The organism is Streptococcus sp. A25 (assembly GCF_043674095.1).
Lineage (GTDB): Bacteria > Bacillota > Bacilli > Lactobacillales > Streptococcaceae > Streptococcus > Streptococcus suis_V.
Genome location: NZ_JBIMJO010000006.1, coordinates 76,518 through 103,216, shown reverse-complemented (window position 1 = coordinate 103,216; position 26,699 = coordinate 76,518). Strand labels below are relative to the sequence as shown.

The 26,699-nt window shown below is 44.9% G+C and carries 28 protein-coding genes and 2 pseudogenes; 2 read left to right on the top strand and 28 right to left on the bottom strand.

Annotation, left to right across the window (positions count from 1 at the left end):
- Positions 1–392: 392 nt before the first annotated feature.
- The 28 genes and pseudogenes from der to ACHBID_RS03960 all read right to left on the bottom strand — a co-directional run bounded on the left by der (position 393) and on the right by ACHBID_RS03960 (position 25,666).
- Complete coding sequence (gene der / locus ACHBID_RS04095; protein ID WP_105160208.1) at positions 393–1,703, bottom strand: ribosome biogenesis GTPase Der; 1,311 nt, start codon at positions 1,701–1,703, stop codon at positions 393–395.
- A 16-nt stretch (positions 1,704–1,719) separates the two neighbouring features.
- Positions 1,720–2,433 carry a nitroreductase family protein gene (locus ACHBID_RS04090; RefSeq protein WP_161943007.1) on the bottom strand — a complete coding sequence of 238 codons (714 nt, stop codon included), beginning with the start codon at positions 2,431–2,433 and terminating at the stop codon, positions 1,720–1,722.
- Positions 2,430–3,329: a primosomal protein DnaI gene (dnaI, locus tag ACHBID_RS04085; protein WP_105160209.1), complete on the bottom strand. Its 900-nt coding sequence runs from the start codon at positions 3,327–3,329 to the stop codon at positions 2,430–2,432. Before dnaI ends, ACHBID_RS04090 begins: the two co-directional genes overlap by 4 nt.
- Positions 3,329–4,489 (bottom strand): replication initiation/membrane attachment protein, encoded by a 1,161-nt coding sequence (locus tag ACHBID_RS04080; RefSeq protein ID WP_105160210.1) that lies wholly within the window; start codon positions 4,487–4,489, stop codon positions 3,329–3,331. The genes dnaI and ACHBID_RS04080 overlap by 1 nt, the downstream gene beginning before the upstream one ends.
- A complete protein-coding gene (gene nrdR / locus ACHBID_RS04075; RefSeq protein ID WP_105160211.1) occupies positions 4,476–4,967 on the bottom strand; it encodes a transcriptional regulator NrdR in 492 nt (163 codons plus the stop codon). The genes ACHBID_RS04080 and nrdR overlap by 14 nt, the downstream gene beginning before the upstream one ends.
- Before the next feature lie 81 nt (positions 4,968–5,048).
- A complete protein-coding gene (locus ACHBID_RS04070; RefSeq protein ID WP_105160212.1) occupies positions 5,049–6,167 on the bottom strand; it encodes an AI-2E family transporter in 1,119 nt (372 codons plus the stop codon).
- 73 nt (positions 6,168–6,240) lie between these two features.
- Positions 6,241–6,933 (bottom strand): DNA-binding response regulator, encoded by a 693-nt coding sequence (locus tag ACHBID_RS04065; RefSeq protein ID WP_105111625.1) that lies wholly within the window; start codon positions 6,931–6,933, stop codon positions 6,241–6,243.
- Positions 6,934–7,010: 77 nt separating this feature from the next.
- Positions 7,011–8,435, bottom strand: coding sequence for an NADP-dependent phosphogluconate dehydrogenase (gene gndA, locus ACHBID_RS04060; protein ID WP_172094883.1), 1,425 nt, complete (start codon positions 8,433–8,435; stop codon positions 7,011–7,013).
- 114 nt (positions 8,436–8,549) lie between these two features.
- A complete protein-coding gene (locus ACHBID_RS04055) occupies positions 8,550–9,083 on the bottom strand; it encodes a DUF177 domain-containing protein (RefSeq protein ID WP_105111623.1) in 534 nt (177 codons plus the stop codon).
- Positions 9,084–9,091: 8 nt separating this feature from the next.
- A complete protein-coding gene (trxB, locus tag ACHBID_RS04050; protein WP_105122971.1) occupies positions 9,092–10,009 on the bottom strand; it encodes a thioredoxin-disulfide reductase in 918 nt (305 codons plus the stop codon).
- Positions 10,010–10,021: 12 nt separating this feature from the next.
- Positions 10,022–10,246, bottom strand: a complete 225-nt coding sequence (locus tag ACHBID_RS04045) for a DUF4059 family protein (protein WP_105122970.1) — start codon at positions 10,244–10,246, stop codon at positions 10,022–10,024.
- Positions 10,247–10,266: 20 nt separating this feature from the next.
- Entirely contained in the window at positions 10,267–11,610 is a 1,344-nt protein-coding gene (locus ACHBID_RS04040; RefSeq protein WP_394731674.1) for a DEAD/DEAH box helicase, read from the bottom strand.
- Between the two features lie 148 nt (positions 11,611–11,758).
- Entirely contained in the window at positions 11,759–13,198 is a 1,440-nt protein-coding gene (gatB, locus tag ACHBID_RS04035) for an Asp-tRNA(Asn)/Glu-tRNA(Gln) amidotransferase subunit GatB (RefSeq protein WP_125266110.1), read from the bottom strand.
- Positions 13,198–14,664, bottom strand: coding sequence for an Asp-tRNA(Asn)/Glu-tRNA(Gln) amidotransferase subunit GatA (gatA, locus tag ACHBID_RS04030; protein ID WP_105111618.1), 1,467 nt, complete (start codon positions 14,662–14,664; stop codon positions 13,198–13,200). Before gatA ends, gatB begins: the two co-directional genes overlap by 1 nt.
- A complete protein-coding gene (gene gatC / locus ACHBID_RS04025; protein ID WP_105111617.1) occupies positions 14,664–14,966 on the bottom strand; it encodes an Asp-tRNA(Asn)/Glu-tRNA(Gln) amidotransferase subunit GatC in 303 nt (100 codons plus the stop codon). The genes gatA and gatC overlap by 1 nt, the downstream gene beginning before the upstream one ends.
- A gap of 131 nt (positions 14,967–15,097) precedes the next feature.
- Positions 15,098–15,649, bottom strand: a complete 552-nt coding sequence (locus ACHBID_RS04020) for a cysteine hydrolase family protein (RefSeq protein ID WP_394731673.1) — start codon at positions 15,647–15,649, stop codon at positions 15,098–15,100.
- Position 15,650: 1 nt separating this feature from the next.
- On the bottom strand, positions 15,651–16,439 hold the full coding sequence (codY, locus tag ACHBID_RS04015; RefSeq protein WP_105111615.1) for a GTP-sensing pleiotropic transcriptional regulator CodY: 789 nt from the start codon (positions 16,437–16,439) through the stop codon (positions 15,651–15,653).
- Positions 16,440–16,736: 297 nt separating this feature from the next.
- Positions 16,737–17,090, bottom strand: a complete 354-nt coding sequence (gene rbfA, locus ACHBID_RS04010) for a 30S ribosome-binding factor RbfA (protein WP_105111614.1) — start codon at positions 17,088–17,090, stop codon at positions 16,737–16,739.
- A gap of 63 nt (positions 17,091–17,153) precedes the next feature.
- Positions 17,154–19,163 (bottom strand): annotated as a pseudogene (infB, locus tag ACHBID_RS04005) (translation initiation factor IF-2); the annotation flags it as partial.
- A 74-nt stretch (positions 19,164–19,237) separates the two neighbouring features.
- Positions 19,238–19,964, bottom strand: a pseudogene (locus ACHBID_RS04000) (translation initiation factor IF-2 N-terminal domain-containing protein); the annotation flags it as partial.
- Between the two features lie 17 nt (positions 19,965–19,981).
- Complete coding sequence (locus ACHBID_RS03995) at positions 19,982–20,320, bottom strand: YlxQ-related RNA-binding protein (protein ID WP_105111612.1); 339 nt, start codon at positions 20,318–20,320, stop codon at positions 19,982–19,984.
- Positions 20,277–20,573, bottom strand: coding sequence for an RNase P modulator RnpM (gene rnpM, locus ACHBID_RS03990; RefSeq protein ID WP_105111611.1), 297 nt, complete (start codon positions 20,571–20,573; stop codon positions 20,277–20,279). Before rnpM ends, ACHBID_RS03995 begins: the two co-directional genes overlap by 44 nt.
- A 16-nt stretch (positions 20,574–20,589) precedes the next feature.
- Complete coding sequence (gene nusA, locus ACHBID_RS03985; protein ID WP_125266113.1) at positions 20,590–21,732, bottom strand: transcription termination factor NusA; 1,143 nt, start codon at positions 21,730–21,732, stop codon at positions 20,590–20,592.
- Positions 21,733–21,781: 49 nt separating this feature from the next.
- The gene (gene rimP / locus ACHBID_RS03980) at positions 21,782–22,252 is read right to left on the bottom strand and encodes a ribosome maturation factor RimP (RefSeq protein ID WP_105122961.1); all 471 of its coding nucleotides are present in this window, start codon (positions 22,250–22,252) and stop codon (positions 21,782–21,784) included.
- A gap of 160 nt (positions 22,253–22,412) precedes the next feature.
- Positions 22,413–23,048, bottom strand: a complete 636-nt coding sequence (gene trmB / locus ACHBID_RS03975) for a tRNA (guanosine(46)-N7)-methyltransferase TrmB (RefSeq protein WP_105122960.1) — start codon at positions 23,046–23,048, stop codon at positions 22,413–22,415.
- A complete protein-coding gene (locus ACHBID_RS03970) occupies positions 23,045–23,839 on the bottom strand; it encodes a phosphotransferase family protein (RefSeq protein WP_105111607.1) in 795 nt (264 codons plus the stop codon). Before ACHBID_RS03970 ends, trmB begins: the two co-directional genes overlap by 4 nt.
- 49 nt (positions 23,840–23,888) lie before the next feature.
- Complete coding sequence (locus tag ACHBID_RS03965) at positions 23,889–24,935, bottom strand: ABC transporter permease (RefSeq protein ID WP_105122958.1); 1,047 nt, start codon at positions 24,933–24,935, stop codon at positions 23,889–23,891.
- On the bottom strand, positions 24,932–25,666 hold the full coding sequence (locus ACHBID_RS03960; protein ID WP_105122957.1) for an ABC transporter ATP-binding protein: 735 nt from the start codon (positions 25,664–25,666) through the stop codon (positions 24,932–24,934). Before ACHBID_RS03960 ends, ACHBID_RS03965 begins: the two co-directional genes overlap by 4 nt.
- 61 nt (positions 25,667–25,727) lie before the next feature.
- Here ACHBID_RS03960 and ACHBID_RS03955 point away from each other — a divergent pair, with 61 nt between their 5' ends.
- Both ACHBID_RS03955 and ACHBID_RS03950 read left to right on the top strand, forming a co-directional pair.
- A complete protein-coding gene (locus ACHBID_RS03955) occupies positions 25,728–26,141 on the top strand; it encodes an HIT family protein (RefSeq protein ID WP_105122956.1) in 414 nt (137 codons plus the stop codon).
- A 2-nt stretch (positions 26,142–26,143) separates the two neighbouring features.
- Entirely contained in the window at positions 26,144–26,458 is a 315-nt protein-coding gene (locus tag ACHBID_RS03950) for a chemotaxis protein (protein ID WP_105111603.1), read from the top strand.
- Positions 26,459–26,699: the final 241 nt, after the last annotated feature.

Genomic DNA, 26,699 nt, shown 5'->3' with positions numbered 1-26,699 from the left:
TTTTTGTCATTGACGATTTATATTTCTATAAATCACCCTGCACGTTTGGTTCGTCTTCTTTAATTTTCAAAGGTCTTATCGTCTCTCGCGACAACTATATCAGTATATCACATCCCTGATTTCCTGTCAACTACTTTTTGAAACTTTTTTCGTTTCTACTTCGCAAACAGTCCCTCGCGAGACAACTTCATTATTCTATCATCTATATCTAATACTGTCAATAGCTTTTTTCAAAAATTTTAAAATTATTTTTCATCGGCTAGGTTCTAAAAGCCTGATCAACAAATGCTTCAAATGATAGCTTGATTATTCTATCAGCTAAAGAGTCAATTGTCAATAAGGAAAATTGGGTTTTAAGCAAAAAAGAAGACCAAGAGGTCCTCTCATGTGTGTTATTTCCGTTTCCGTGCGATCAGATGAATCGGCGTTCCTTCAAAAACAAAGGCTTTGCGAATTTGATTTTCCAAGAAACGCATGTAGGAGAAGTGCATGAGCTCTTCTTCGTTGACAAAGACCACAAAGGTAGGTGGCTTGGTCGCAACCTGGGTCGCATAGAAAATTTTTAAGCGTTTGCCCTTGTCGGTCGGTGTTGGGTTAATGGCAATGGCATCCATGATGACATCGTTAAGAACAGCCGACGGAATACGGGTATTCTGGCTTTCGCTAATGGCCTTGATCATCTCAGGCAACTTATGCAAGCGTTGCTTGGTCAAGGCCGATACAAAGATAATCGGTGCGTAAGACAAATACTGGAATTGGTCGCGGATATCGTCTTCCCATTTCTTCATAGTATGATTGTCTTTTTCAAGCGTATCCCACTTGTTGACAACGATAATCATTCCTTTACCAGCTTCATGGGCAAAGCCTGCGATGCGTTTGTCATACTCACGAATACCTTCTTCGGCATTGATGACCATGAGGACCACATCTGAACGGTCGATGGCACGCATGGCACGCATGACTGAATATTTCTCGGTATTTTCATAAACCTTACCAGACTTACGCATCCCTGCCGTATCAATCATGGTAAATTCTTGACCTTCTGGGTCTGTAAAGTGCGTATCAATGGCATCACGAGTCGTTCCAGCTACTGGAGAAGCAATCACGCGCTCTTCACCCAAAATAGCATTAATCAAGCTGGATTTACCAACGTTGGGACGACCAATCAAGCTGAACTTGATAATATCTGGATTTTCTTCAACCTCTTCATTTGGTAGGTTTTCAATGATAGCATCCAAGACATCCCCTGTACCAATCCCGTGGACAGATGACACAGGATACGGATCACCTAGTCCAAGCGAATAAAAATCATAAATCTCATTACGCATCTCTGGGTTGTCGACCTTGTTGACAACTAAAATGACTGGCTTGTTGGTCTTGTAAAGGACGCGAGATACATACTCATCCGCATCGGTCACACCCTCTTTTCCAGACACGACAAAGACAATGACATCAGCCTCGCTCATAGCAATATCAGCCTGGTGCTTGATTTGCTCCATAAAGGGAGCGTCTACATCGTCAATTCCTCCAGTATCAATGATGGAGAACTTGCGATTGAGCCATTCAGCAGTCGCATAGATACGGTCGCGTGTCACACCTTCCACATCCTCGACGATAGAAATGCGTTCCCCCGCAATCCGGTTAAATAATGTTGATTTACCAACGTTGGGACGTCCCACGATGGCAATAGTTGGTAGAGCCATAGCTCCTCCTCTTCTCTTACAATAATTTATTTTTTTCTAAAATAACCTTGGTTTCAGCTTGTTCTGCCTGGCCAAATTGGGCTACAATCCGTTCTGACCACAATTCAGTCTGGCGGTCTCCAGCGTATACTGTCTGGATCTGATCGTAGGATTTGATGATTTCAATATCCTGCTCGACATACTCTTCCTCAAAGACAATTGCCTCTGTCGCCAAACGCGGTTTGACAGGATGAGCTTGAGCTGGAAGACCTAGTGCAATACAAAAAATCTGATAGGTATAGTCTGGTAAATTGAACAGCTCTGCCATTGCCAAAGCCTGATGACGAATCATGCCGATAAAGACACCGCCGTAACCTAGACTTTCCGCAGCAAGCAGGGCATTCTGACCAGCCAAAGACGCATCAACCGAGGAAATCAAGAGATTTTCCGTACCCTTGGCATCAAAATCGGTTCCGTGGAGTTCCGCTGCCTTGCTGGCACGATTGTGGTCGCCGACGAAAAACAGAATGGCCTTGGCCTGCAAGATAGCAGGTTGGGGCACCAAATCATACAGGGCCTGCTTTTTTTCCTCAGTCTGGATGACAATTATTGAGTAGGACTGGAAATTCTTCCAGCTGGAGGCAGCACGGCCAGCTGTGATAATAGCCTCTAAATCCGCCCGCTCAATCGGTTCATCTGTAAAACGGCGGACAGAACTATGGGCCAGCATCAAATCAATGGTTTCATTCATCGTCGGTTGATCCCTTTCAGGTGTAAATCTCGTGCCAAATAGCGAATGCGCTCCATGACACGTTTGGCCTGCCAGGTTTCATCACCAGACTTGCCAGAGGCGAAATGCCGCTCCAAATCATCAAGGGAGAAATTGGAAGTAAAGAAGGTCGGTAGATTTTCCTGCATGCGGTATTGAAGAATGACCTGTAGCACATCGTCACGCACCCACGGACTATGTTGCTCAGCCCCAATATCATCCAAGACCAAAACTTGAGCGGTCTTAATCTCGTCAATCTTATCCTTAACTGAACCGTCTTTGATGGCATTTTTTATATCCACCACAAAAGTCGGATAATGGAGCATGGTGGTCGACTGCAAATGCGTTTTAGACAAGAGATTAGCCAAATAAGCCATGAGATAGGACTTGCCAATGCCAAAATGACCGTAGATATAGAGTCCTTTGGGCTTTTCATCAAAGCGTTTGACAAAATCTGCAATGGCCAACATGATTTCCACCCGATTTTCATCGTTCTTATCAATGTCCGCCACCGTCACATTTTTCAGACTGGCTGGCATATTGATGAGCTGAATGCGATTTTTGATAGCTTCCAGACGACGATACTCAACCAATTCTGCCGTTTCCAAATAGGACACGTCCGCATAGCCCTCATTCATAATGAGAACAGGCTGGTAGCCCTTAGCCATATAACTTTCGTCTTGCTTGAGAAACTGGTCGCGCTGGCTGATATATTCCAAAAATTTGGAAATAGACAAGGTAATTTCCTGCTGTGTCAAACCTTGTTCTTTTATAAAGTCAGCCACATCTGCATCCGCTACAATCTCCTGGTAGAGTTCTTGATAGGACTTGCGACTAGAGTTGGCTGTTTGTGACAGCCTGTCTTGCACTGATTTCATCAGCCACCTCCTTGTGTTTCCATTTCTTCCAATTCGCGATAGAGGGCGGCTAGTTGGGCCTGTCCTTCTCTCGTTTGCTCTTGCTTAACTTCTTCCTTGCTCCAGTCCGGCACATTAGTTGCTGACACTTGCTTGTTCAGGACACTTGCCTTCTTGTTGTTTCCTGCTTTCAATTCCCTCAGATAAAGGACAGCTGCCTCTGCATTTCCAATCCCCTTATAGGAAAAATCATTGCCCAACTTGAGGGCGTATTTTTCATTGAGATTGGCCGAATCCACCTTATTAAAAGTGTAAAGAACAAGGACATTGATAACTTCATCCAAGAGACCAATTTGAGCCAAATCTGTCAGGCACTTGCGCTCCGACTGGGTCACTGCTGCCTTTCTTTGTTCCTTAATGAAGACCAAAAATTCCAGACTAGACTTGGACTTGGCCTCACGAACGATGATTTTTTCCTGGTCTGTGAGCCCACTCGTTTGTTTAGCGGAGGCTTGGTCTGACTGTGACAGTCGTTTGGTCGAAATAACCTGGCCGATAGCCGTTTCCTTGACCTTGTGATAGGTTTCCAACCAGGTCCAGCCGGACCGCTCTGCTATGTGACTAAGAGCAATCACATCGTCCGTCTCATCCTGAAATCGTAGCTGGTCCTTGGCCATCATAGCCTTGAAGGCTGACCAGTCAAAGTCCCTCTTACTCTTAGCTACAGGAGAAATATGTCCTTCCACATCAAAAACGTCTGAGAAAGATTTGGAAACATTCTTATCCTGGCTAGGGCTAGCGGGTATGAGATTCTCCACAGAAACCTCGCCAATTCTTTGCTCAAGAAGATGCCGATACAAGGGCTTGCCTAAAAATTCTCCGACACTTAAAGGAGGCATTAGCTCTAGGCCCCTAGTCTCGTCAAGCTGATAAATCTTCAACAGACCCACTGCTGACAGAATATCCAGCGCCTGCTGCAAGCGATGAAAGCCAACATTCATGTGATTTAGAATGCTAGTCCATTGGTAACGCCCCTGCCCCGAGTCACCAAAACTATATAAATAGTAATACAGCGCTAGCGCATCCAAACCGATGATGGGCTGGTAACATTTGCTCAGACTGATTACATCAGGTGCAAAATTCCCAGCTTTCAGATAGGTAAAGGGATCATTTGGTTTCATCTTTGGCACCTGGTTTCACTTTTGACCCCTTAGAAATCATCTGCTTGAGCAAGTTTTCTAACTCACCAACATCTTTGAAAGAGCGATAGACAGAGGCAAAGCGTACATAAGTGATTTCATCTAGTTCAACCAATTCTTCCATGACCAAATTGCCGATAAAGTCACTTTCTACTTCGCTATCATTTTGGGCGCGAACCTTTTGTTCTATTCGATTGACCACCTGATCAATATCACCGGTTGATACTGGACGTTTCTGAGCCGAACGAATAATGCCATTAAAGATTTTCTCTCTCGAAAATTGCTCACGGGTGCCGTCTTTTTTAACAACTACTAGTGTTTTTTCCTCAATTCGCTCATAGGTGGTAAAACGCTGACCGCATTGGTCACAGGAACGGCGACGACGGATGGTATTCCCATCTTCTGCCTGGCGACTATCAACAACATTTGACTTCAAACTCTGACACTTTGGACAACGCATACTCTTTCTCCTACTTTGCTTTTATCACTTCAGTATAGCATAAAATAATCAAAAATAAAAGAAAGCGATAAGCACGCTTTCCTAAGTACTTTCAATCTGGTCATCCAGGCGATGGTGAACCCATTCCCTGACCAGACGGTAAATGACCGCAAAAATTGGTGTGAAGAAGACCATTCCTAGAAGGCCAAACAAATTTCCACCAATCAGGGCTGCAGCCAGGGTGAAGAGGGTTGGCAGACCAACCGACTGTCCAACTACGCGCGGATAGATTACATTACCCTCAATCAATTGAATGATTTGGAAGAGAACAATAGACCACAGAGCCAACAAAGGATTTTGTACCGCCACAAAGAGGGCACTAATCAGGCAGGCTGTAAATGGACCGATATAGGGAACGAAGGATAGGACCCCTGCCAAAATACCGGCCATGCTAGCATAGGGGATACCAGAAAGTCCATAGCTGACAAAGACCAGGACCCCAATAATAACGGCCTCTACAATTTGGCTCATCAAGAATTTATCATAGGTATCTATCACAACTTCCCCGACGTAGTTGATCAGACGAACTGCTTTCTGTGGCAGAGTAGCCTGCAAGAGTTTCCCCGTCATGGACTGCAGATGTTCCTTGCTTCCCAGGATAGCCAAAGTGAAGAAAAAGGCCATAACCAGGGTCATTGTGTTGGAAAAAATGCCTGTAACATTGGATACCAGATGAGACAGAACCGGAGTGACAATACTAGAAATAAAGTCTAGATTCCTAAATTGTTCAATAAAACCTGCAATCTGGTCACCAATCTGACCAGACAAGAAGCCATTGGACTCCAGAAAATCCGTAAGGGCTGTGACCGATTTTGGAATAGCCGTCCTGCTGACCGTTACTAGCTCTGAAACTGTCTTGGTCAGGGTTGGCAAAACAATCAGAACCAAACCTGTCACAATCATCACAAAGGCAATGAGGACCCCTACAATGGCCAAACTACGGCTGGATTTTTTCAAAAAAGCGACCTTTTCAAGCTGCACTTCCAGCTTTTTCATAGGTACATTTAAGATGAAAGCAATGATTGCTCCAATGAAGAGAGAGTTCATACTTGCTAGGACAAGCTTAATAATAGCGTACAAGGCCGACCAATTAAGGACAGCTAAGAGGATTGCACCCGCCAATAAAATCAGCAAGGCCTTTTCTTTAAACGACGAATTCATAATTACTCCTTAGATTTCTTACTAACAATACTAACACAAGCCCAGCAAAAAAGAAAGGACAAGCCTTTCTTACTTAGTCACGCATGGCATATCCAACACCGCGAACTGTCTTGATATAGGACGGTTTTCCAGCTACATCCAATTTCCCACGCAGATAGCGGATATAGACATCTACCACATTGGTTTCCGATGATGTCGCCTCGTATTTCCAAACCCGCTCTAACAATTGTTCGCGAGTGACAGGCTCAGGACTATTCATCAGTGTCGCCAGGAGATCGTACTCTCGACGAGTCAGGTTAATCAGCTCATCTCCACGGGATACCGTGCGATTTTGAAAATCGATTTTCAAATCTCGATAAGCAGCCTGCAAGGGAACCTGAGTACAATGATTGTCAATAAAATCCCGACCACGGAAAATAGCTGAAATCTGCTCGACCAATTCGCTGATGACAAAGGGCTTGACCACATAGGAAACCGCATAGGACAAGACTTCCTCACCATGCTCATCCACATCTGCCGAATCAATAGCCACAATCAGGACGGATGCAGGTTTGATAGCTAATAACTGCGTGGATAATTCCTTACTGGACATATCTGACAGCTGAAAACTCATGAGAATCAAATCAAAATCCGTCTCATGCGCCAAGGACAAAGCCTCCTGGCCAGTAGAAGCATAGTCCACCAAATAGTCCTTCTTCTGCAATTCCATGGAAACAAAATGCGAGAGATTGCGCTCACGACCTGCAATCAAAATTTTCTTAGCCATAATATCCTTATCTAATCGAAAGTTTCAAGACCATTTCAGTCAGAAAGAAGGGCGCTTGCACGCCCTACTTCTATTATTTATTTTTCGCTATACCAATCATAGTGGAAGACACCCTCTTTGTCCTTACGGTTGTAAGTGTGGGCACCAAAATAGTCGCGTTGTGCTTGGATCAAGTTTGCTGGCAAGTTCTCAGCGCGGTAGCTGTCAAAGTAAGTAATGGCTGCTGAGAAGGTTGGCACAGGAACACCTGCTTGAACTGCCAAGGCAACAACGTCACGGACAGCTTGTTGGTACTTAGCTGTTACGTCAAGGAAGTATTCATCCAAGAGCAAGTTTGCCAAATCTTCATCACGTCCATAAGCATCGGTAATCTTTTGCAAGAAACGAGCACGGATGATACAACCTGCACGCCAGATTTTAGCGATTTCGCCAAATGGCAAGTTCCAGTTATTTTCTTTAGACGCTACGCGCAATTGCGCAAAACCTTGTGCATAAGACATGATTTTTGAGAAGTAAAGGGCTTGACGGATTTTCTCCACCAATTCAGCCTTATCGCCGTCATAGGCAAATGGTGCTGGTTTTGGAAGGACCTTGCTAGCTGCCACACGCTCATCCTTGTAGGTTGAGATATAACGGGCAAATACAGATTCTGTGATGAGTGACAACGGCACACCCAAATCAAGTGATGATTGACTAGTCCATTTACCAGTACCCTTATTACCAGCCGCATCCATGATATAGTCAACGATTGGCCCTTCTTGACCTTCATCATCCTTACGTTGCAAAATATCCGCAGTGATTTCAATCAAGTAGCTGTCCAATTCACCCTTATTCCACTCAGTAAAGATGTCAGCCATTTCATCTACCGAAAGACCAAGCAGGTGTTGCATGAGGTCATAAGACTCAGCAATCAACTGCATGTCGCCATACTCGATACCGTTGTGGACCATTTTTACATAGTGACCAGCGCCATCTGGGCCGATATAAGTCACACATGGAGCGCCGTCCTCTGGAGCTTTTGCAGAAATTTCTTCCAAGACATCCGCTACTAATTCGTAGGCTTCTTTTTGACCACCAGGCATGATAGACGGACCTTCAAGGGCACCTTTTTCACCACCGGACACACCTGTACCGATGAAATTGATGCCTGAATTTGCCAATTCTTTTGAACGGCGAATGGTATCTTCGTAGAAGGTATTTCCGCCATCAATCAAAATGTCTCCTTCATCCAAGTGTGGCAAGAGAGATTGAATAGTTGCATCTGTACCAGGTCCTGCTTGAACCATGAGCATGATACGGCGTGGTTTTTCGATAGATGCGACAAAACTTTCCACATCATAGCTTGGTACCAAGTTTTTGCCTGGGTTGCTAGCTACCACATCTTCTGTCTTATCAGCAGAGCGGTTGTAAATGGCTACTGTGTAACCACGTGATTCAACGTTAAGAGCAAGGTTACGACCCATAACGGCCATCCCTACTACACCAAAGTTTGCTTTTGTCATGTATACTAACTCCTATAATTACTATCTTCTATTATACACCGAAAAGAGTCTAGTGGCAAGAATTTTCTGATAATTTAACCTTCCGACATTTTTCTGAATCTTTCACTAGCTTTTTCACTCATCGAACAAGCCCTGCAATTGAGCAAATGGACTATTAGCCTCTTTCTTTTCCTGGGCTTCCTGTTGGAAATCATCCTCGGTCATCAGGGTCCAAGATTGGCCCGACGGCAAATCCTGCCCAGCCTCTTCTTCTGGCGTCAAAACCTTGATAGGAATGTTGAGAATAATGTTGTCTGCGACACTTTCTTCTAGGACAATGCAGTCCTCTTCCACCACAAAAACCATATCTTCGTCAATCAAATCCTGGTCCTTGAGAGCAGCTTCATTGGCCACAAAGAGTTCGTTGACCTGCTCCTCACGACGTAAGACCACTGGCTGGAGCGAACGGCTAGAAGCTAGGGTAATGTCGTAGGTCATCTGGTAATCTAGGAAAAAGATCCCCGCCTCAAAATGGACACGACCAGACACCTGGACAGGCGATAGGTCCAAAACCTCGCTGGAACGCCCCTGAACTTCCTGGCTCAAATCCAGTGTTTTCTCAAAAGAAATACCGTCTGGATTTTTCTGAATATCGTAAATGTGAAACATAAGCCCTCCTATTCAGCGTGTTCTGTAATGTAGTTGTAGACTTCCTGTCCAGCTACTGCACCATTTCCAACAGCCGTCGCAATCTGACGGAGCTGATTTTGGCGAATGTCGCCGATGGCATAGATGCCATACTTGCTGGTTTCCATTTTTTCATTGGTCACAACCCAGCCAGCCTCATCGGTAATACCCAAATCCGCAACGCTTTCAGTCATCGGATCCAGCCCTACATAGATAAAGACTCCGCCAAATTCAAGCTCTGACAATTCTTCAGTCTTGACATTCTTGATAACCACGCTTTGCACGCGCAGGTCATCTCCTTTGATTTCCTCGACGACACTGTCCCAGATGAAGTTGATTTTTTCATTGGCAAAAGCTCGGTCTTGGATAACTTTTTGGGCACGTAGCTGATCTCTGCGGTGAACGATGGTCACAGACTCTGCAAATTGGGTCAGGAAAAGCGCCTCTTCCACGGCAGAATCTCCCCCTCCGACAACCAAAAGTTTTTGCTGACGGAAGAAGGCTCCGTCACAGACCGCGCAGTAGGAAACCCCGCGGCTGTTGTAGGTATCTTCACCTGGAACTCCCAGCAGACGGTGTTTGGCACCCATGGCTAGGACAACCGTCTTGGTCTCCAAAACGCTATCTTCGGTAATCACTTTTTTAACAGGTCCATCTTCTTCAATGCGGATGAGGGGCCCGAAAATATGGTCCACACCGAATTTTTCAAGGGGCTCAAACATTTTTTCAGCCAAAGCTGGTCCAGAAATATGGTCGTAGCCTGGATAGTTTTCAATCTCAGCGGTGTTGTTCATCTGGCCGCCATAAATACCGCGTTCTAGGAGGGCAACTTTGAGATTGCTCCGTCCTGCATAAAGTGCGGCGGTCATGCCTGCAGGACCTGCACCAATGACAATTGTATCGTACATTCTTTCTTCCTTCTATGCCTTCAGCATTAACAAAATGGCCACGATTCCAAAAGCTAAAATAGGGATGGTCATAATGTTAATGAGCAATAAATCATATAAAAATTCTTGGCGTTCTTGATAGGTCTTATCTCGATTTTTTAAAGCTCGAATTAGAAACCAAATCAAGCTCAGCAATACCACAATAATTGTGGCAATGAGTAGTCCTTGCAAATAGTTACTTAATATTGATTGTAACATCGGTCTCCCTCTGCTAACTCTTAAAAGGTTTGACGCTTAGCTTTGCGTTCTGCACGCCCCTTAGCACGCGCTTCCACTCGCTTGGTCTTACGACGTTTTTCGTCCACCGCCCACTGGATTTTCTTCTTATAGCCCGGCTTGATTTTCTTTTTCTTCTTCTTGACCAGACCAATCATCTCGATGTCCAATTTCTCACGTGTCTTTTCACGTTGAACACGACGATCACGGTCATAGGTATCGACAAATTCGCCGTCCTTCATTTCTTTGGGCAAGAACTTGATATTGAGTTTTTCCAACTCACGAATATCGGCATCATCGCTCGGTTGATAAAGGGTAATGGCAATACCTGACAAACCATTGCGTCCTGTCCGACCGACCCGGTGAACAAAGAAGGACAAGTCCTGCGGAATGGCATCGTTGATGACATGGCTGACTCCTTCAATATCAATCCCACGAGCCGCCAAGTCTGTCGCTACGATATACTGATAATCCAAATTCTTAACTTGGTTCATGATACGCTTGCGTTCACGAGGTGGAATATCTCCGTGAATTTTAGCCACGCGCAATCCATTTGAAAGCAAGTAGCTGTGCAATTCATCTGCCCGAGTCTTGGTATTTACAAAAATCATGGCTAAATAGGGCTGCATGAGCCTGGTTGCTTCCAAAATTTGAGCATTGCGGTCGCGCCCTTTTGTCGAAATCAACCAGTTTTCAATGGTATCCGAAATGACTGTCTGGGTCTTGATTTGTTCCATGACAGGATTGGACAGGTATTTTTTCAAGAAAGGCTGGAGCTTTTGCGGAATGGTCGCGGAAAAGACCATGAATTGCAAATCTTTCGGCAGGCTCCCAGCAATCTTATCCACCGTCTCCAAAAAGCCCATGTCCAAGGTCATATCCGCCTCATCAACGACAAAGGTCTTAGCCTTATGAATAGCCAAATCACCCGATTGAACCAAGTCGTAAATCCGACCCGGCGTTCCGACAACGATATGGGGCTGACCAGCCTGCAATTTGTCAATCTGGCGATTTTTATCCGTCCCACCGACATAGTTAGACACACGGACTTCAGGTTGAAAATGCCCTGCCATCTGCTTGGCTGCTTGATAAATCTGGGTCGCCAATTCACGCGACGGAGCTGTGATAACAGCCTGCACCTGGTCCAGCTCTTCGTCCAATTTTTGGAAAATCGGAATTAAAAAGGTATGGGTCTTGCCCGAACCAGTCTTGGATTCTCCAATCAAGTCACGACCAGATAGCACCACAGGAATCAATTTTTCCTGGACCTCTGTCGGCGTGACAAAGTTAATCTCTTTCAAAGCCGCCTGGATGGACGGCTTAAGTTTCATATCTGTATATTTCATAATGTCCTCTTTTTCTGATTCCTTTCATTATACCATTTATTAGAATGACAAGCAAAAAGGACGGATGGGCATCGAAAAATTCAAAGCTTCATATCTATCGCCATTAAAAGAGACCAAAACATCCGTTTCAGTCTCTTCATTGTTTCATTTAATCCAACAACTTCTGCAATTCTTGGGCTAGTAATTGTTGAGCAACTTGTGGATTGGCCTGACCTTTTGTTGCCTTCATAAGGAAACCTGTAAAGGCCTTGTCCGCATTGCGTTTGCCGGACTTGAAGTCAGCTACGGCTGCCTCGTTATCCGCAAAGACTTGGTGGATAATCGGAATGAGGACCGCTGGGTCTGAAATCTGTACCAAGCCAGCTTTCTCAACGTAAGCCTTAGCAGAGCCACCTTCTTTCGCCAAGTGAACAAAGACTTTCTTGGCAATCTTAGATGAAATAGTGCCATCCGCAATCAAGGCAATCATCTCAACCAAGTTTTCTGGTGTCAAAGCGATTTGCTCAATAGTCTTACCTTCAGCATTGAGGAATTGAGCCACCTCACCCTGCAACCAGTTGGATACCTGCTTAGCATCGCCACCTGCTGCTACTGCCGCTTCAAAGAAGTCAGACAGGGCCTTGGTAGAGGTCAACTGACCTGCATCATAGGCTGTCAAGCCCAAGTTCTCCACATACTGAGCACGGCGAGCCTTTGGAAAGACTGGCAATTCTGCACGCACTTCCTCAATCCAACTATCATCAATCTCATAGAGCGGTAGGTCTGGCTCTGGGAAGTAACGGTAGTCAGCTGATCCTTCTTTTACACGCATGAGAATGGTTTCCCCAGTAGATTCATCATAACGACGTGTTTCCTGCTGGATTTGACCACCTGAACGTAATATTTTGGCCTGACGTTCTACTTCATACTGCAAGCCCTTGCGAACATAGTTGAAGGAGTTGAGGTTTTTCAACTCAGTCTTGGTACCAAATTTTTCTTGACCATAGGGACGAAGGGAAATGTTAGCATCCACGCGCATAGACCCCTCTTCCATCTTGACATCTGAAATACCAGTGTATTGGATGATTTCTTTAAGGGCTGTCAAGTAAGCATAGGCCTCCTCAGGCGAGCGCATATCGGCTTCTGACACAATCTCAATCAATGGCACTCCTTGACGGTTAAGGTCCACATAAGAGTAGCCGTCTGTACCGTGGGTATTCTTACCCGCATCCTCTTCCAAATGCGCACGTTCGATACGAATTTTCTTGGTTGAACCGTCTTCTAGCTCAATCTCAATCCAGCCATTGTAGCCAATCGGCTCGTCAAACTGGGAAATCTGATAGGCTTTGGGATTGTCAGGATAGAAATAGTTCTTACGGTCAAAGTGCATATCCTTGTGAATGTCCATATTCAAGGCCAAGGCAGCTTTAATTCCAGCATCCACAACACCCTTGTTAAGAACAGGAAGGACACCTGGGAAGGACCAGTCAATCACGTTGGTATTGGCATTTGGATCCTCACCAAAATGCGCAGATGAAGGTGAGAAAATTTTCGAGTTGGTATTCAACTCCACATGGACTTCTAGACCAATAATCGTTTCAAAGTTCATTAGTTGGCACCTCCAAAAATCACTGGTTGTTGCTTGTGGTAATCTGTTGTCGCTTCAAAGGCCGCAGCCACTTGGTAAATGGTCTCTTCTGAGTATTTTGGACCAATCAACTGCAAACCAACTGGCAAGCCTTCAACAAAACCAGCAGGAATAGAAAGACCAGGAAGACCTGCCAAGTTTACAGGAATTGTTAACAAGTCCGCCAAGTACATAGCCACAGGGTCATGGTTGAGCGTGTCCAACCCAAAGGCAACCGTCGGAGCTGTCGGCCCCAAAATCAAGTCATAGTCCGCAAAGACTTTTTCAAAATCTTGGATAATCAAGGTCCGCACCTGACCAGCCTTCTTGAAGTAGGCATCGTAGTAACCAGATGACAAGCTAAATGTCCCTAACATAATACGACGTTTGACTTCCTCACCAAAACCTTGGCTACGGGTTTTCACGTAAATCTCATCCAAGTTTGTCGCATCTTCTGCACGGAAACCATAGCGGATACCGTCAAAACGTTGTAAGTTAGAAGACGCCTCTGAGGAAGCAATGATGTAGTAAACGGCAACCCCATACTTAGAATGTGGCAGGCTAACTTCCTCAATAATCGCCCCCAGGCTTTCCAAGTGCTTAGCCGCCTTGAGAATGGTTTCCTTGACCTGTGGATCAATCCCTTCGCCCATGTATTCTTTTGGCATAGCAATTTTCATGCCTTTAATGTCTTGACCAATCTTGCTAGTAAAGTCTGCAATCTCATTAACAGTAGATGTAGCATCCTTAACATCATGGCCAGCAATGACGTTGAGCAACTGGGCATTTTCCTTGACAGTCTGAGAGAAAGGACCAATTTGATCCAGGGAGCTACCGAAGGCAATCAAACCAAAACGAGAAACCGTTCCATAAGTCGGCTTAATACCGACAATTCCGTTAAAGGCCGCAGGCTGGCGAATAGAACCACCTGTATCTGAGCCCAAGGACAGGCGAACTTGACCAGCCGCAACAGCAGCCGCAGAACCACCTGATGAACCACCCGGCACTTTTGTCTGGTCCCAGGCATTTTTCGTCGGCTTGAAGGCAGAATTTTCATTGGAACCACCCATCGCAAATTCATCCATGTTGGTCTTACCGATGACAATCATATCCTTGGCATAGGCCTGAGCAACAGCCGTCGCATCAAAAATCGGTTCATAATTGTAGAGCATTTTTGACGCAGCCGTTGTCAAAATACCCTTGGTTGAAATATTATCCTTAACCGCCAAAGGAATACCGGCCATGACATTGTCCGCATCAATCCCTTTTTGGTCGAGGGCAGCTGCCTGTGCCAAAGCCTTGTCTTCATTGATACTCAAAAACGCATCCACAACAGCTTCGCGGCTCTGAATATCTTCAATCGTCGCCTTGGTCAACTCGACCGCAGAAATCTCTTTTTTGACCAGGAGGTCGTGCAATTCATCAACTGTTTTATTATTCCATGTCATTAGGCATCTCCTCCCCCGTCTAAAATAGCTGGTACCTTGATGTAGAAATCTTTACTTTCAGGTACATTTTTGAACAAGTCCTTACGACTTTCACCCTGCTCTGCCACATCGGCACGCAAGACATTTTTCCGGTCTGCCATGGTGGTCGTCACTGGCACACCTGTCGTATCCACCTCATTTAACAACTCAACCATATCAACAATCTTGCTCAAGGTCGTTGCAAATTCCGCCGTTTCCTGGTCTGTAAATTCCAGCTTAGACAGCTTGGCAACGTGACGCACCTCAGCCTCAGAAATCTTCATACTTACCTTCCTCCTATTGGAAATTCATCTTCTCATTATACCATACTTTAGAAAGAGGACAAAGAACCAAATAACCTCATTTGTCAGCTTTTAGGCATGGAAAAACCAGCCTGATTGGCTGGTCAGAATCACTAGTCAATAATGGTCGCACCGAGCACATGCTGCAGATGGTTGAGGGCGAATTGATGTTTTTCCTCCGTCAAAGCCGCAATTGCTGAAGAAATGACTTCAATCTTATAACCTTTGTTATAAGCATCAATGGCAGTATGGAGCACACAAATATCGGATAAAACACCCGTCAAAACCACCGTATCAATCCTTCTTTCCCGCAAACGAACATCCAAATCCGTTCCAGAAAAGGCTGAATAATGGCGTTTGTCCATCCAACGCACACGTGCATGGTTCTGATATTCAGCATAAAAATCCGCCAGGGGACCATACAAATCACGACCACTGGTGCCCATGATATTATGCGGTGGGAAGAGCTTGCTTTCTGGATGCAAATCGTCGTCCACCTCATGCCCATCAATGGCAAAGACAATATAGTCCCCACGGTCAAAGGCTTCTTGGGTCACTTGCGCAATTCGGTCTGCAATAGCTTGAGCAGGCTTACCAGCTGTCAATTTGCCATCGTCCGCTACAAAATCAACCGTATAATCAATCGAAATCAGTGCTTTTGTCATCTTAGTAGTCACGTTTTTTAATCTCATCAAAAATAGCAGGAATCAGAACTTTCAAATAAGTCCCCTTCATACCCAGAGAACGACTTTCAATAATACCAGCACTCTCCAGCTTACGAAGAGCATTGACAATCACCGAACGAGTAATACCGATACGGTCTGCAATGACAGAGGCCGTCAACTGACCTTCATTGCCATCCAACTCACCCAAAATCGCAGCTACAGCCTTCATTTCTGAGTAAGAAAGCGTATTGACCGCCATATTGACCGCTGCCCGACGACGAATATTCTTCTCATCCTCTTCCCGCTGGAAGTTGAGCAACTGGATACCAACCACCGTCGCCGCAATCTCCACCAAAATCAAATCATCATCGTGGAACTGCTCATCATTGCGCCAAATAATCAACGAACCAAAACGAATACCCGTCACGTGAATTGGTGCAATGGTCGTCAAACCATTTGGATAGGTCGAACGAGACTCAACCGGAATAGCTGTCAATTCACTCTCCACCGGCAAGTTGACCTGCGTGTCATAAACTTGCGCAATGGCCTTAACATACTCTTCCGGATATTGCTTATTGACATAAAATTCTTCCACACGATCATTATTGGTTTTGTAGTTCATGTGGTAGCCAAGGATTTCTCCTTCCGCATTGATAATACAAGTATTACAGTCGATAATTGCAGACAGGTGGTCTGCAATCGCATTATAAGGCAGTTCTTCTGCCAATTGTTCTTCGGAACGCTTTAAAATCGACGTAATATTCCGTGTTTTTTCTAATAATGTTGCCATAAATTCCTCTTTACACTGTAATTATATTTATTATACCGAATTGTTTGCCAAATTTCAACAATTATCAGAAAATTTACTATTTTTAGAAAAGTATATATTTTTTTAGGTTTTTATAGCCATTTAAAAGAAAAATCAGGTATTTCTACCCGATTCTTGAAGCTGTATTCACAAGTAAGGTCCCTTTAGACAAGAAATAGTTTTTTTCCTACTCAAGGTCGGTTGAGATGGAATACTGACTGTATTTCGAGAAAAACTAGCCTTCTCTCAGGTGCCAAACTGTGAATACAGGGGATTAGCTTAATCTTTCTTATCCAAAGCTCGCAACATCTCATCAATCTTGTTGCCGTATTCAATGGATTGGTCCTTTTCGAAGACCAAATCAGGAATCTTATAGAGGGTCAACTTACGCCCCAATTCCCGTTTGATGGTTCCTGTCGCTTTTTGCAGACCAGTTTGAGCCTTTTGATTGTCCGAAGCCAGATTACTCATAATGGTGTAGTAAACCTTGGCCATGGACAAGTCACCGACCATCTGTACATCTGTAATGGTCACGCCCTGCACACGTGGATCACGGACTTTCTTTTGCAAAATCTCATTGACTTCGCGCTTGATTTCCATCCCTACGCGATCTGTACGAAAATGATTTGCCATAGGAACTCCTTTCTATTTCCTTATAAAGCGAAGAGGTTGCCTTTCCAACCTCTTACTTGCTTATTATTTCTTAATTTCTTCCATAATGTAAGCTTCAATGGTATCATCTACCTTGATGTCATTGAAGTTTTCAATCATGAGACCACCCTCTTGGGCATTTCCAACTTCCTTGACATCGTCCTTGTAATGTTTCAAGCTAGACAATTTACCGTCGAAGACAACGACACCGTCACGGATAACGCGGACGCTTGAATCACGGGTAACCTTACCACGGATAACCATAAATCCACCGATGGTACCAACTTTGGATACCTTGAAGGTCTCACGGATAACTGCTTCACCAATGATTTTTTCTTCGTACTCAGGATCCAGCATACCCTTCATGGCATCTTCCATTTCCTCGATAACCTTGTAGATAATGCTGTGGAGACGCACTTCAACATCGTCAGTTTCTGCCTGCTGGCGCGCTTCTGCCGTTGGACGAACGTTGAAACCGACAATCAAAGCATTCGACGCTGCTGCGAGAGTCACGTCTGACTCATTGATGGCGCCGACTGCAGAGTGAACGATATTGACACGGACACCTTCGACTTCAATTTTTTGAAGAGATGAAGCAAGTGCCTCAACTGAACCTTGCACGTCTGCCTTGATAATCACGTTAACAGACTTGACTTCACCGGCTTTAAGAGTATCAAAGAGGTTTTCAAGACTGACACGTTGCGTAGCCTGACGTTGTTTGAGAAGGGCACGTTTGGCACGTTCTTCACCTGCTGCACGCGCAGATTTTTCATCTTCATAGACCGCAAAATGATCGCCTGCCATTGGCGCCTCGTTAAGACCAGTAATCGAAACAGGTGTTGATGGTCCTGCAACCTTGACACGACGACCGAGGTCGTTGGTCATAGCACGAACACGACCGAAGGTATTGCCGACAACGATTGGATCTTGGACATTAAGAGTACCTTGTTGAACCAAGAGGGTCGCAACCGCACCTTTTCCTTTATCCAAATGCGCCTCGATAACCGTACCGATGGCACGAACAGTGGGATCAGCCTTGAGCTCTTGGATTTCCGCTACAAGAAGCACCGTTTCCAAGAGTTCGTCGATGTTTTGGTTGAACTTGGCTGAGATTTCAACAAATTCAGACTCGCCGCCCCAAGCTGTTGAGATAACACCATGCTCTGCCAATTCACCGATTACACGCTCTGGATTGGCACCTGGTTTATCAATCTTGTTGATAGCAACAATAATTGGGACATTGGCAGCCTTAGAGTGGTTGATTGCCTCGATGGTCTGTGGCATAACACCGTCGTCCGCCGCTACTACAAGGATGGTCAAGTCGGTAACAGAAGCACCACGGGCACGCATAGAGGTAAAGGCCGCGTGTCCTGGCGTATCCAAGAAGGTAATTTTCTTGCCAGCATCCTCAATCTGGTAGGCACCGATATGCTGGGTGATACCACCAGCCTCGCCTGTCGCCACACGAGAATTACGCAAGGTATCCAAAAGCGTTGTTTTACCGTGGTCAACGTGACCCATGATGGTAACAACAGGCGGACGTTCAACCATTTCCTCTTCATTTAGGTAGCCCTCTTCTACAAAGAAACGCTCGATGTCTGCATTGTCCACTTCAACCTTTTCCTTGGCTTCAATACCATAATCCACCATGAGGAGTTCGATGGTATCTCCGTCAAGAGATTGGTTTTGAGTTGCCATAACCCCCATAAGGAAGAGCTTTTTAACAATCTCAGCAGGCTCGCGCTTGATCCGTTTCGCAATTTCTGCTACGGTCATACCAGCTGTATACTCAAACTCTGTTGGCAATTCATGGAATTTACGCTCTGTGACAGGTTTGGCAGTCTGATTGTTCTTACCTTTTTTATTTTTCTTGTTGTTATTCCAGTTACTTGTTCTTTGATTTCTCACTTGATTTTGACTATTTCGATTTCTTTGTTGTTTACGTGGACCATCTTCATCGTCACTATTAAAGTCACGCTTCTTATCTGGTCGAGCTTGTTTTTTACGACGCGTATCGACTGTACTTTCCGCTACCGCAGTTGGGACTGAAGCAGGTTTGGTTTCAGCGATTGGTTTTGTTTCCACAACCGGCTCTTCAAATTTGATTTCCTTAGGCTTCTTAGGCTGATCTTTAGCTGCCTTAGCCTGCAAGAAACGCTCCTCGCTTGTCTTAGCGTATTCTGCGTTCTGCTCAGCTTTCAAAGCTGCTGCACGGGCCTTGAAATCAATCTTAGGAGCAGCTGGACGAACCACTTCCTCCTGACGACGGTCGCTGCGATTAAAGCTACCATTTCCTCCGCGATTGTCTTGGCGGCGGTTGTCACGATTGTCGCGACGGTCTCCAAAGCGGTTTTCCTTACGGTCATTGCCCCCTTGGTTACCACGGAAATCACGGCGATCGTTGCGGTTGTTGCCTTGACCAGCTTGGCCACTTTGACGGTTGTCACGACGGCCTTTCCCTTGTCCACCTTGGGCACATTTGGCCGCTTGCTCCTTGGCACGCGCCTCACGTTCTGCCTTGAAGTTACGGCTCTGTGGACGACGAACCGGTGGAGCTGGCTTGCTAACCTCTTGGCTGACAGTTTTTGCTTCAACTGGTTTTTCAGCTTTCGGTGTCTCCACCTTTTGTTCTGCCACCTTTGGCTTTTCTACAACTTTCTCAGCCTGTACGGGAGCTGGTTTGGGCGCCTCCGGCTTTTTAGCTGAAAAACTATCTGTAATTCGCTTAGCTCCCGCTTCATCAACACTCGAAGCATGGCTTTTGACATCAAAACCCAATTCTTGAGCCTTGGACACTACTTCCTTACTGCTTACACCCAATTCTCGGGCGATTTCATTCAATCTCTTCTTAGACAATGCCTTGTCCTCCTGTTCTATTCCATAATAGACCTCATCTTCTTTGTAAATCCAGCGTCTGTCACTGCAAGCACCTTTCTAGCCTTGCCGACAGCTGCACTCAATTCCAGCGTTGAAAACGCGGTTACAACTTCTACTTGATAGGTATGACTTTTATCTGTTACTTTTTTGCTTAAATTTCCGGCAGCATCATTGGCTAAAAAGACCAATTTTGCCTGCTGCTTGCGAATAGCATCAACGACCAATTCTTCCCCTGAAATCAGGCGACCTGCCCGTTGGGCCAAGCCCAGTAAATTTAAGATTTTTTGCTTCTTATTCGAGTCCAAGCTCTCTCCTCTTGACCTTGTGGTCGACATAGGCAATCAATTCATCATAAAATTCTTCTGACACTTCCATGCTGAAGGATCGGTTGAAAACCTGACGTTTCTTAGCCTGGGCCGCCTCATCATTATCCAGCTTGATGTAGGCACCACGGCCATTTGCCTTACCAGTCGGGTCAATGAAAACCTGGCCCTCTTTATTTTTTACAATGCGGAGCAAATCCCGTTTGTCGATGATTTCACCGGACACCACAGACTTGCGCAAGGGTATTTTTCTAGCTTTTGCCATGGTTGCTCCTTGAATCTTATTCTACTTCTTCGGACGTTTCTTCGACAATTTCTGCCGCTGCATATTGGGCTGCTTCAATAGCTTCATACTCTGAAGCTGACTTGATATCAATACGGAAACCAGTCAGGTGAGCCGCCAGGCGGACGTTTTGACCACGACGACCGATTGCAAGTGACAATTTATCATCTGGTACAACGACTGTCGCGTGCTTACCATCTTCTGTGTCAAAGAGAACTTGGTCTACTTCAGCAGGCGCGAGAGCATTGTAGATGAATTCTGCCTCATCTGGCACCCACTCGATAACGTCGATGTTTTCCTCAACAGGCACCATACGGTCGTTCTTAGCATCGTAGCGAGCTGGGTGGAACTTGCTCGTAATTTTCTTGATATTTGAACCACCACGACCAACGATTGTACCGATAGCGTCCACGTTTGGATTGTGGCTACGAACAGCAACCTTGGTCCGGTCACCTGCCTCACGAGACACGCTCATGATTTCAACGGTACCATCGTAGACTTCAGGAATCTCCTGCTCCATCAGGCGTTTGATCATTTCTGGATGACTACGGCTTACAAAAACGTTGACACCGCGACCATTGTCCTCGACCTTATAAACATAAACTTCAATGCGGTCGTGGGATTGGAAAACCTCACCAGGAATCTGGTCCTGCTTGGACAATTGTGCCTCAATAGTTCCCAAGTTGACATAGATGAAGCGGTTGTCGAACCGTTCAACCGTACCAGACATGATTTCATTTTCATGTTCCTTGTAGGTATTGTAGGTAATAGCACGCTTTTGCTTGCGCATTTTTTCCATGATGGTCTGTTTGGCTGACTGGGCCGCCACACGACCGAATTCAGCAGGATCTTCTGGGAATTTGATTTTATCGCCCATTTCGTAGGCAGATGAAATAGCCAAGGCATCCTTGAGGCTGATTTCCAAACGGCTATCAAAGACTTCATCTACGACTTCACGAACCGTAAATACGTGGAAATCGCCCTTCTTCTCGTCAAACTCAATAACAGCTGACTCTGATTGGCCATAGCGACGCTTGTAGGCTGAGCGGAGCGACTCTGTCACTGCTTCGATAATATCAACCTTGTTAATCCCCATGTCTTCCTCTAAAATTCGGAAGGCTTCTAGCATTTCTTTACTCATCTTGTTTTCCTTTTGACTTCAAAAGGTCCTTTCTTAAAAAATCAATCTATTAAATCTTAACAGCCAAACGGGCTTTGGCAACAGTCTGATAAGGAATGGTTACTTCTTTTTTACGGGTCTTGTCCATGTATTCTAGAACCAAATCAGTCCCATCAAAAGACAAGAGGGTCCCCTCAAAAACTTTTACCTTGTCAATAGCCTGATAGAGCTTGACATTGATGTATTTTCCAACCGCCTGCTCAACAGCTGCCGCCGTTTTCAAAGGACGCTCCAAACCAGGACTAGTCACTTCCAACATGTATTGGTCTGGAAATGGGTCTGGTTTAATCCCATCCAGGAGCGGGCTGATGACCTCTGATAAGTCTGCCGTATCTTGCAGGGAAATGCCACCCTCCTTATCCACAAAAATGGACAGGACATACTCTCCACCCATCTTGCCATATTCCACATCTACCAGCTCATAAGGGGGCTGGATGGTGGGAGCAATCGCCTCTGTGACCAAATCAACAATCGATGACATAGACACCTCCTTCGTTATCTTAAGGTACAGGTAAAGGGTTGACTTGCGCCAACCCCCTTTACTTCTTATTTACTCCTATCATTCTAGCACATGCCAGAGAAAATAGCAAGAAAAACGATGCGAAAAGGCAGCCTGTACGAACTGCCTCCTCTTTTATTGTTTAAAACTGTGCTTCCACACGATAGATAACCTGACCCTTGTTTGAGAATTTTTCCTCATACTCTGTCATAACATTGCCTTCCAAACCATCTGCATGTAGGTCTAGCCAGACCTGCTTCAAGACCATGCCGTATTGGGAAAAGCTAGCCAAACTATATTCAAATAGACCACGGTTGTCCGTCTTGAAATGAATTTCACCATTTTCAGGCAGAATTTCCTTATAGGTATCCAAGAAAGACTTGTAGGTCAAGCGGCGTTTCTCATGACGTTTCTTGGGCCATGGATCAGAAAAGTTTAGATAGAGCTGATCAATTTCCGCAGGGGCAAAATAATTGGTCAAACTAGAACCATCCACCTGCAAGAGTTTGATATTTGGTAAACCTGCTTCTAAAACTCGGTCCAAGGCGTAACTCAAAACCGTCATCTGAATATCAATACCGATGTAGTTAATATCTGGATTTTGTGCAGCCATTCCTGTTACAAAACGCCCTTTCCCTGAACCAACTTCAATGTGGATAGGGTTGCTGTTTCCAAAAATTTCAGCCCACTTCCCCTTGCACTCTTCCGGATTGGAGATAACATACTGGGGATTATTGGCTAGGAGCTCACTAGCACCTTTACGATTTCTTACTCTCATTGATACTTATAAAAATTCTGTCTAAATAACCGCAGGGCATAGATTTCTAGATTCGCCGCCTCGGTATTGTTACTTTCAAGTTGTTTAGAAATTTGGTTAAGGAAGCCTAGTTGGCCATACCAATAAATCTTACTGATAACCGTACTGTTGTACTTGTAGCCATAGCCCTTGAGCCACTCTTCCCATTCCTGTCTAGGAATGTAATGGGTCAATATAAAGGCGACATCTAACATCCGATCGGTCACACAGGCTGTTTCCCAGTCCGTCAAATAAATCAGTCCACTTGTCGTTTCCACCCAGTTTTTATGGTGGAGATCCCCATGGACAAAGGTTGCCAAATCCTGTCTGAAACGCGGTGTGGTCTGCAACAATTCTCTGCAGATAGATTGCAGGTAGGAATTACCAGCTAATTGCTTGGGCGCTTCTTTTTGCCACTTCTTCACCAACTCCGCCGGCTCCAAATAGGTATAACTTAGTTGGAGAGCCTGATTGAGCAGAATGCGTGAAAAGTGCATTCTGACCAAAATTTGCTGGACCTGTTTCCCAGACATATCGTGACGATTAAGAGTCCGACCATTCAACCATTCCTGAACAGCTCGGTCTCCCACACCCAAATCCCTATCGCTACTTAAGATGGGCGGAGTGATTTGTTCCCGAGCCAGAGCATTGACAATCGGTGGCATTTCATACTTGACAAAAACAGGCGTACCATCTGGTCGCAAGCCTTTGTATGCTTTTCCGCTGTTTCCTGCAATAGACTGCAACTGTAGCCCGCTGGTATCAATCTGCATGCCATTCCTCCTTTAAAAATTCCTTACTATTTTACTAGTTTTAGGCCATTTAGTCAATCAATTTTTTCGCTTTACTATCCAGGTAGAGCTGATTTAAAAGAATTCCGATTCCAATAAAGACCAGCAAATACTGCTTTTCCTCCAGCAGCAATAGACCTAGCACAGACTGCAAAATCAAGGAAAGATACAAAATCTGTCGCAGGACTCGTTTAAAGCTAATCAGTCGTTTGTCTGGACCGACTGGCAAAAGCTCGGCCATCAGTTGATAATCATAGGCGTAATAGAGCGGGAGCAATTGGAACAAGAGCAAATAATGAAATAAACTGGCTAATCCTACTGAGAGCCAGGATTCCCTCACCGTAACAAAAAATACAATGGATAAGATTACCAGTCTAAGAGCCAGTGAAAGGTAGTCCCCACTGCGCAAAAAGGCCCTCATGAAGAGATAGTCCCAGGTAAAGCCAGTTTCTTTTTTGATATGACCCAGTAGCCAATCCAAATAGGAACGACGTTTGACAAAGCTAGTCAGCCCCTTAACATTGGTAAAGAGGGAGAAAAATTTCAATATCGACGTTTTTCTCTTGCTCTCATATTGAAGAGCCCGGACCCAGTCCACCCTTTCTTCTTCCATAAAGGCCAGGAGTTTCCATCGAAAATAGAAATATTTGGCAATGGTTAGCATGAACATCAATGGAATAAAAAGTAGAATAGGAAGTTTTAATTTGAGGTAGAGCGGGAGTAGAATCAATTGACCAACAAGTTGGAGGCTAGCCCATACCAAAAAGGCCCTGCGATTGGCAGCAAAGAAGATTTCAGGCATTTCAGCTTCTTTTGATAGCAGGAATATCTTATCAGCCTCCTCTACGTAGGTAGCAACATTGCCTGCCAAGAACAGCAGCAAGCTGACCAGGGCCAAAATAACGTACAGCAACCAGGACTGACTGGGCAGGTTTTCTAGCAACTGCCGATACTGTAGCGCCAGAAAGCCAAAAAGTACCAAAACAACCAAAACAAAGTGGTCATTCAGTACATAACGAAGATAGGTTGCACACTGCCTTAAAAATAGATTTTTTCGTTGACCAAAGAGCGCCTTCATCCCTGCCCTCCTTCTTGGGTCAAGCTAAGATAAATCTCGTTAAGGCTAGCATCCTGCATGGCAAATTCCTGGCGTAGGTCAGTCAGATTGCCCGTAGCCTTGACCCGACCCTTATGTAGAATAACGAACCGATCACACATTTTTTCAGCGGAATCGAGAACATGGGTGGACATCAAAATGGAGCTTCCCTGAGCCTTTGCTTGATTGAGCAAGTTAATTAAATCCGCAATCGCAATCGGATCCAGACCCAAGAAAGGTTCATCGACAATCAGCAAACTCGGCTCAACCATAAGGGCGCAAATAATCATGACCTTTTGTTTCATGCCTTTTGAAAAATTCACAGGGAACCAGTCCAAACGGTCTTTCAGCCTAAAAATAGCCAATAGTTCTTGAACACGCGCCCAGGCAGATTCAGCTTCCAAATCATAGGCCATCATCACTAACTCGATATGCTCTTTCAGGGTCAGTTCCTCATAGAGACTAGGCGTTTCAGGTATAAAGCCAATTTTTTTTCGATAGGTAGCCATGTCTTCGTTGATACCCTGCCCATCAATTAGAATTTCTCCCTTGTAAGGGCTTAGGAGACCAATGATTTCTTTAATAGTAGTCGATTTCCCGGCACCATTCAAGCCAATCAAGCCGACTAGCTCCCCATCCTTCACCTTAAAATCTACATCATGTAAAACAGGAATATTGGCATAGCCACCTGTTATATTTTTTACTTCTAACATACATTTCGTCCTATTATTTGATATAATTATTATACCAAAAATCCTAGAAAGAGGTTGTATTATGTCAGATTGTATTTTTTGTAAAATTGTCTCAGGAGAAATCCCTTCTTCCAAGGTCTATGAAGACCAACATATTCTTGCCTTTTTGGACATTACCCAGGTAACTAAAGGCCATACCTTGGTCATCCCTAAAAAACATTTTCGTAATGTCTTAGACTTGGACCAGGAAACAGCCAGCCAACTATTTTCAGCCATTCCAGCTATCGCTAGCCACTTGAAAGACAAACTGGGAGCAAGCGGACTCAATATTATCAATAATAATGAGGAAGTTGCTGGTCAAACGGTCTTTCATACCCATATCCACCTACTGCCTCGATTTGAGGGACAAGATGGCCTGGATATCCGATTTGCAACAAATGAACCTGATTTCCCAGCCCTAGCCCAACTAGCCCAAGACCTCTACATAGGAGAATAATCATGAAACTTCGCCACCTACTGCTAGCCGTCGGAGCTGCTCATTTGGCCTACCAGGCTGTAAAACACCGCAAGGAAATCGCTGCAGAGGCTAAAGAAACCAAAGAACTGGTCCAACGTATCCAGGCAGATAAGCAGAAAATAACAGACCAGTTAGCCCTGCTCAATTCATTCAAGGCGCCTGTCCAGGAGCTCAGCAAGGATTTACAGTACCAACTAAAGGTTTACCAGCAGAGTATCGCAGGCAACCTGACTGAAATCCAAAAATTTACTGATAAATACAAAACAGAAGATTCTCAACATTGGGAGCGGGAATGAACTCGTCAAAGCTAAGAAGAGTTCGTCAACAAGTCTCTATTTCTTGTTGTTGACCTAAAACGGTCTATCCCCAGACCGCCTCGCGTTCCTATTTCTTGGCTCGAGCTTAAAACCTCCACAGGAGCCTTTAACTCCACACCGCATAGCTTCAAAGGTTCGGGGAACCTTTGGAGGTTGGAAATTGAGCGAACTCTGTTCGTATCAAAAAATAGTCTGGGGTGAGACTGTTGGAGGCCAATCA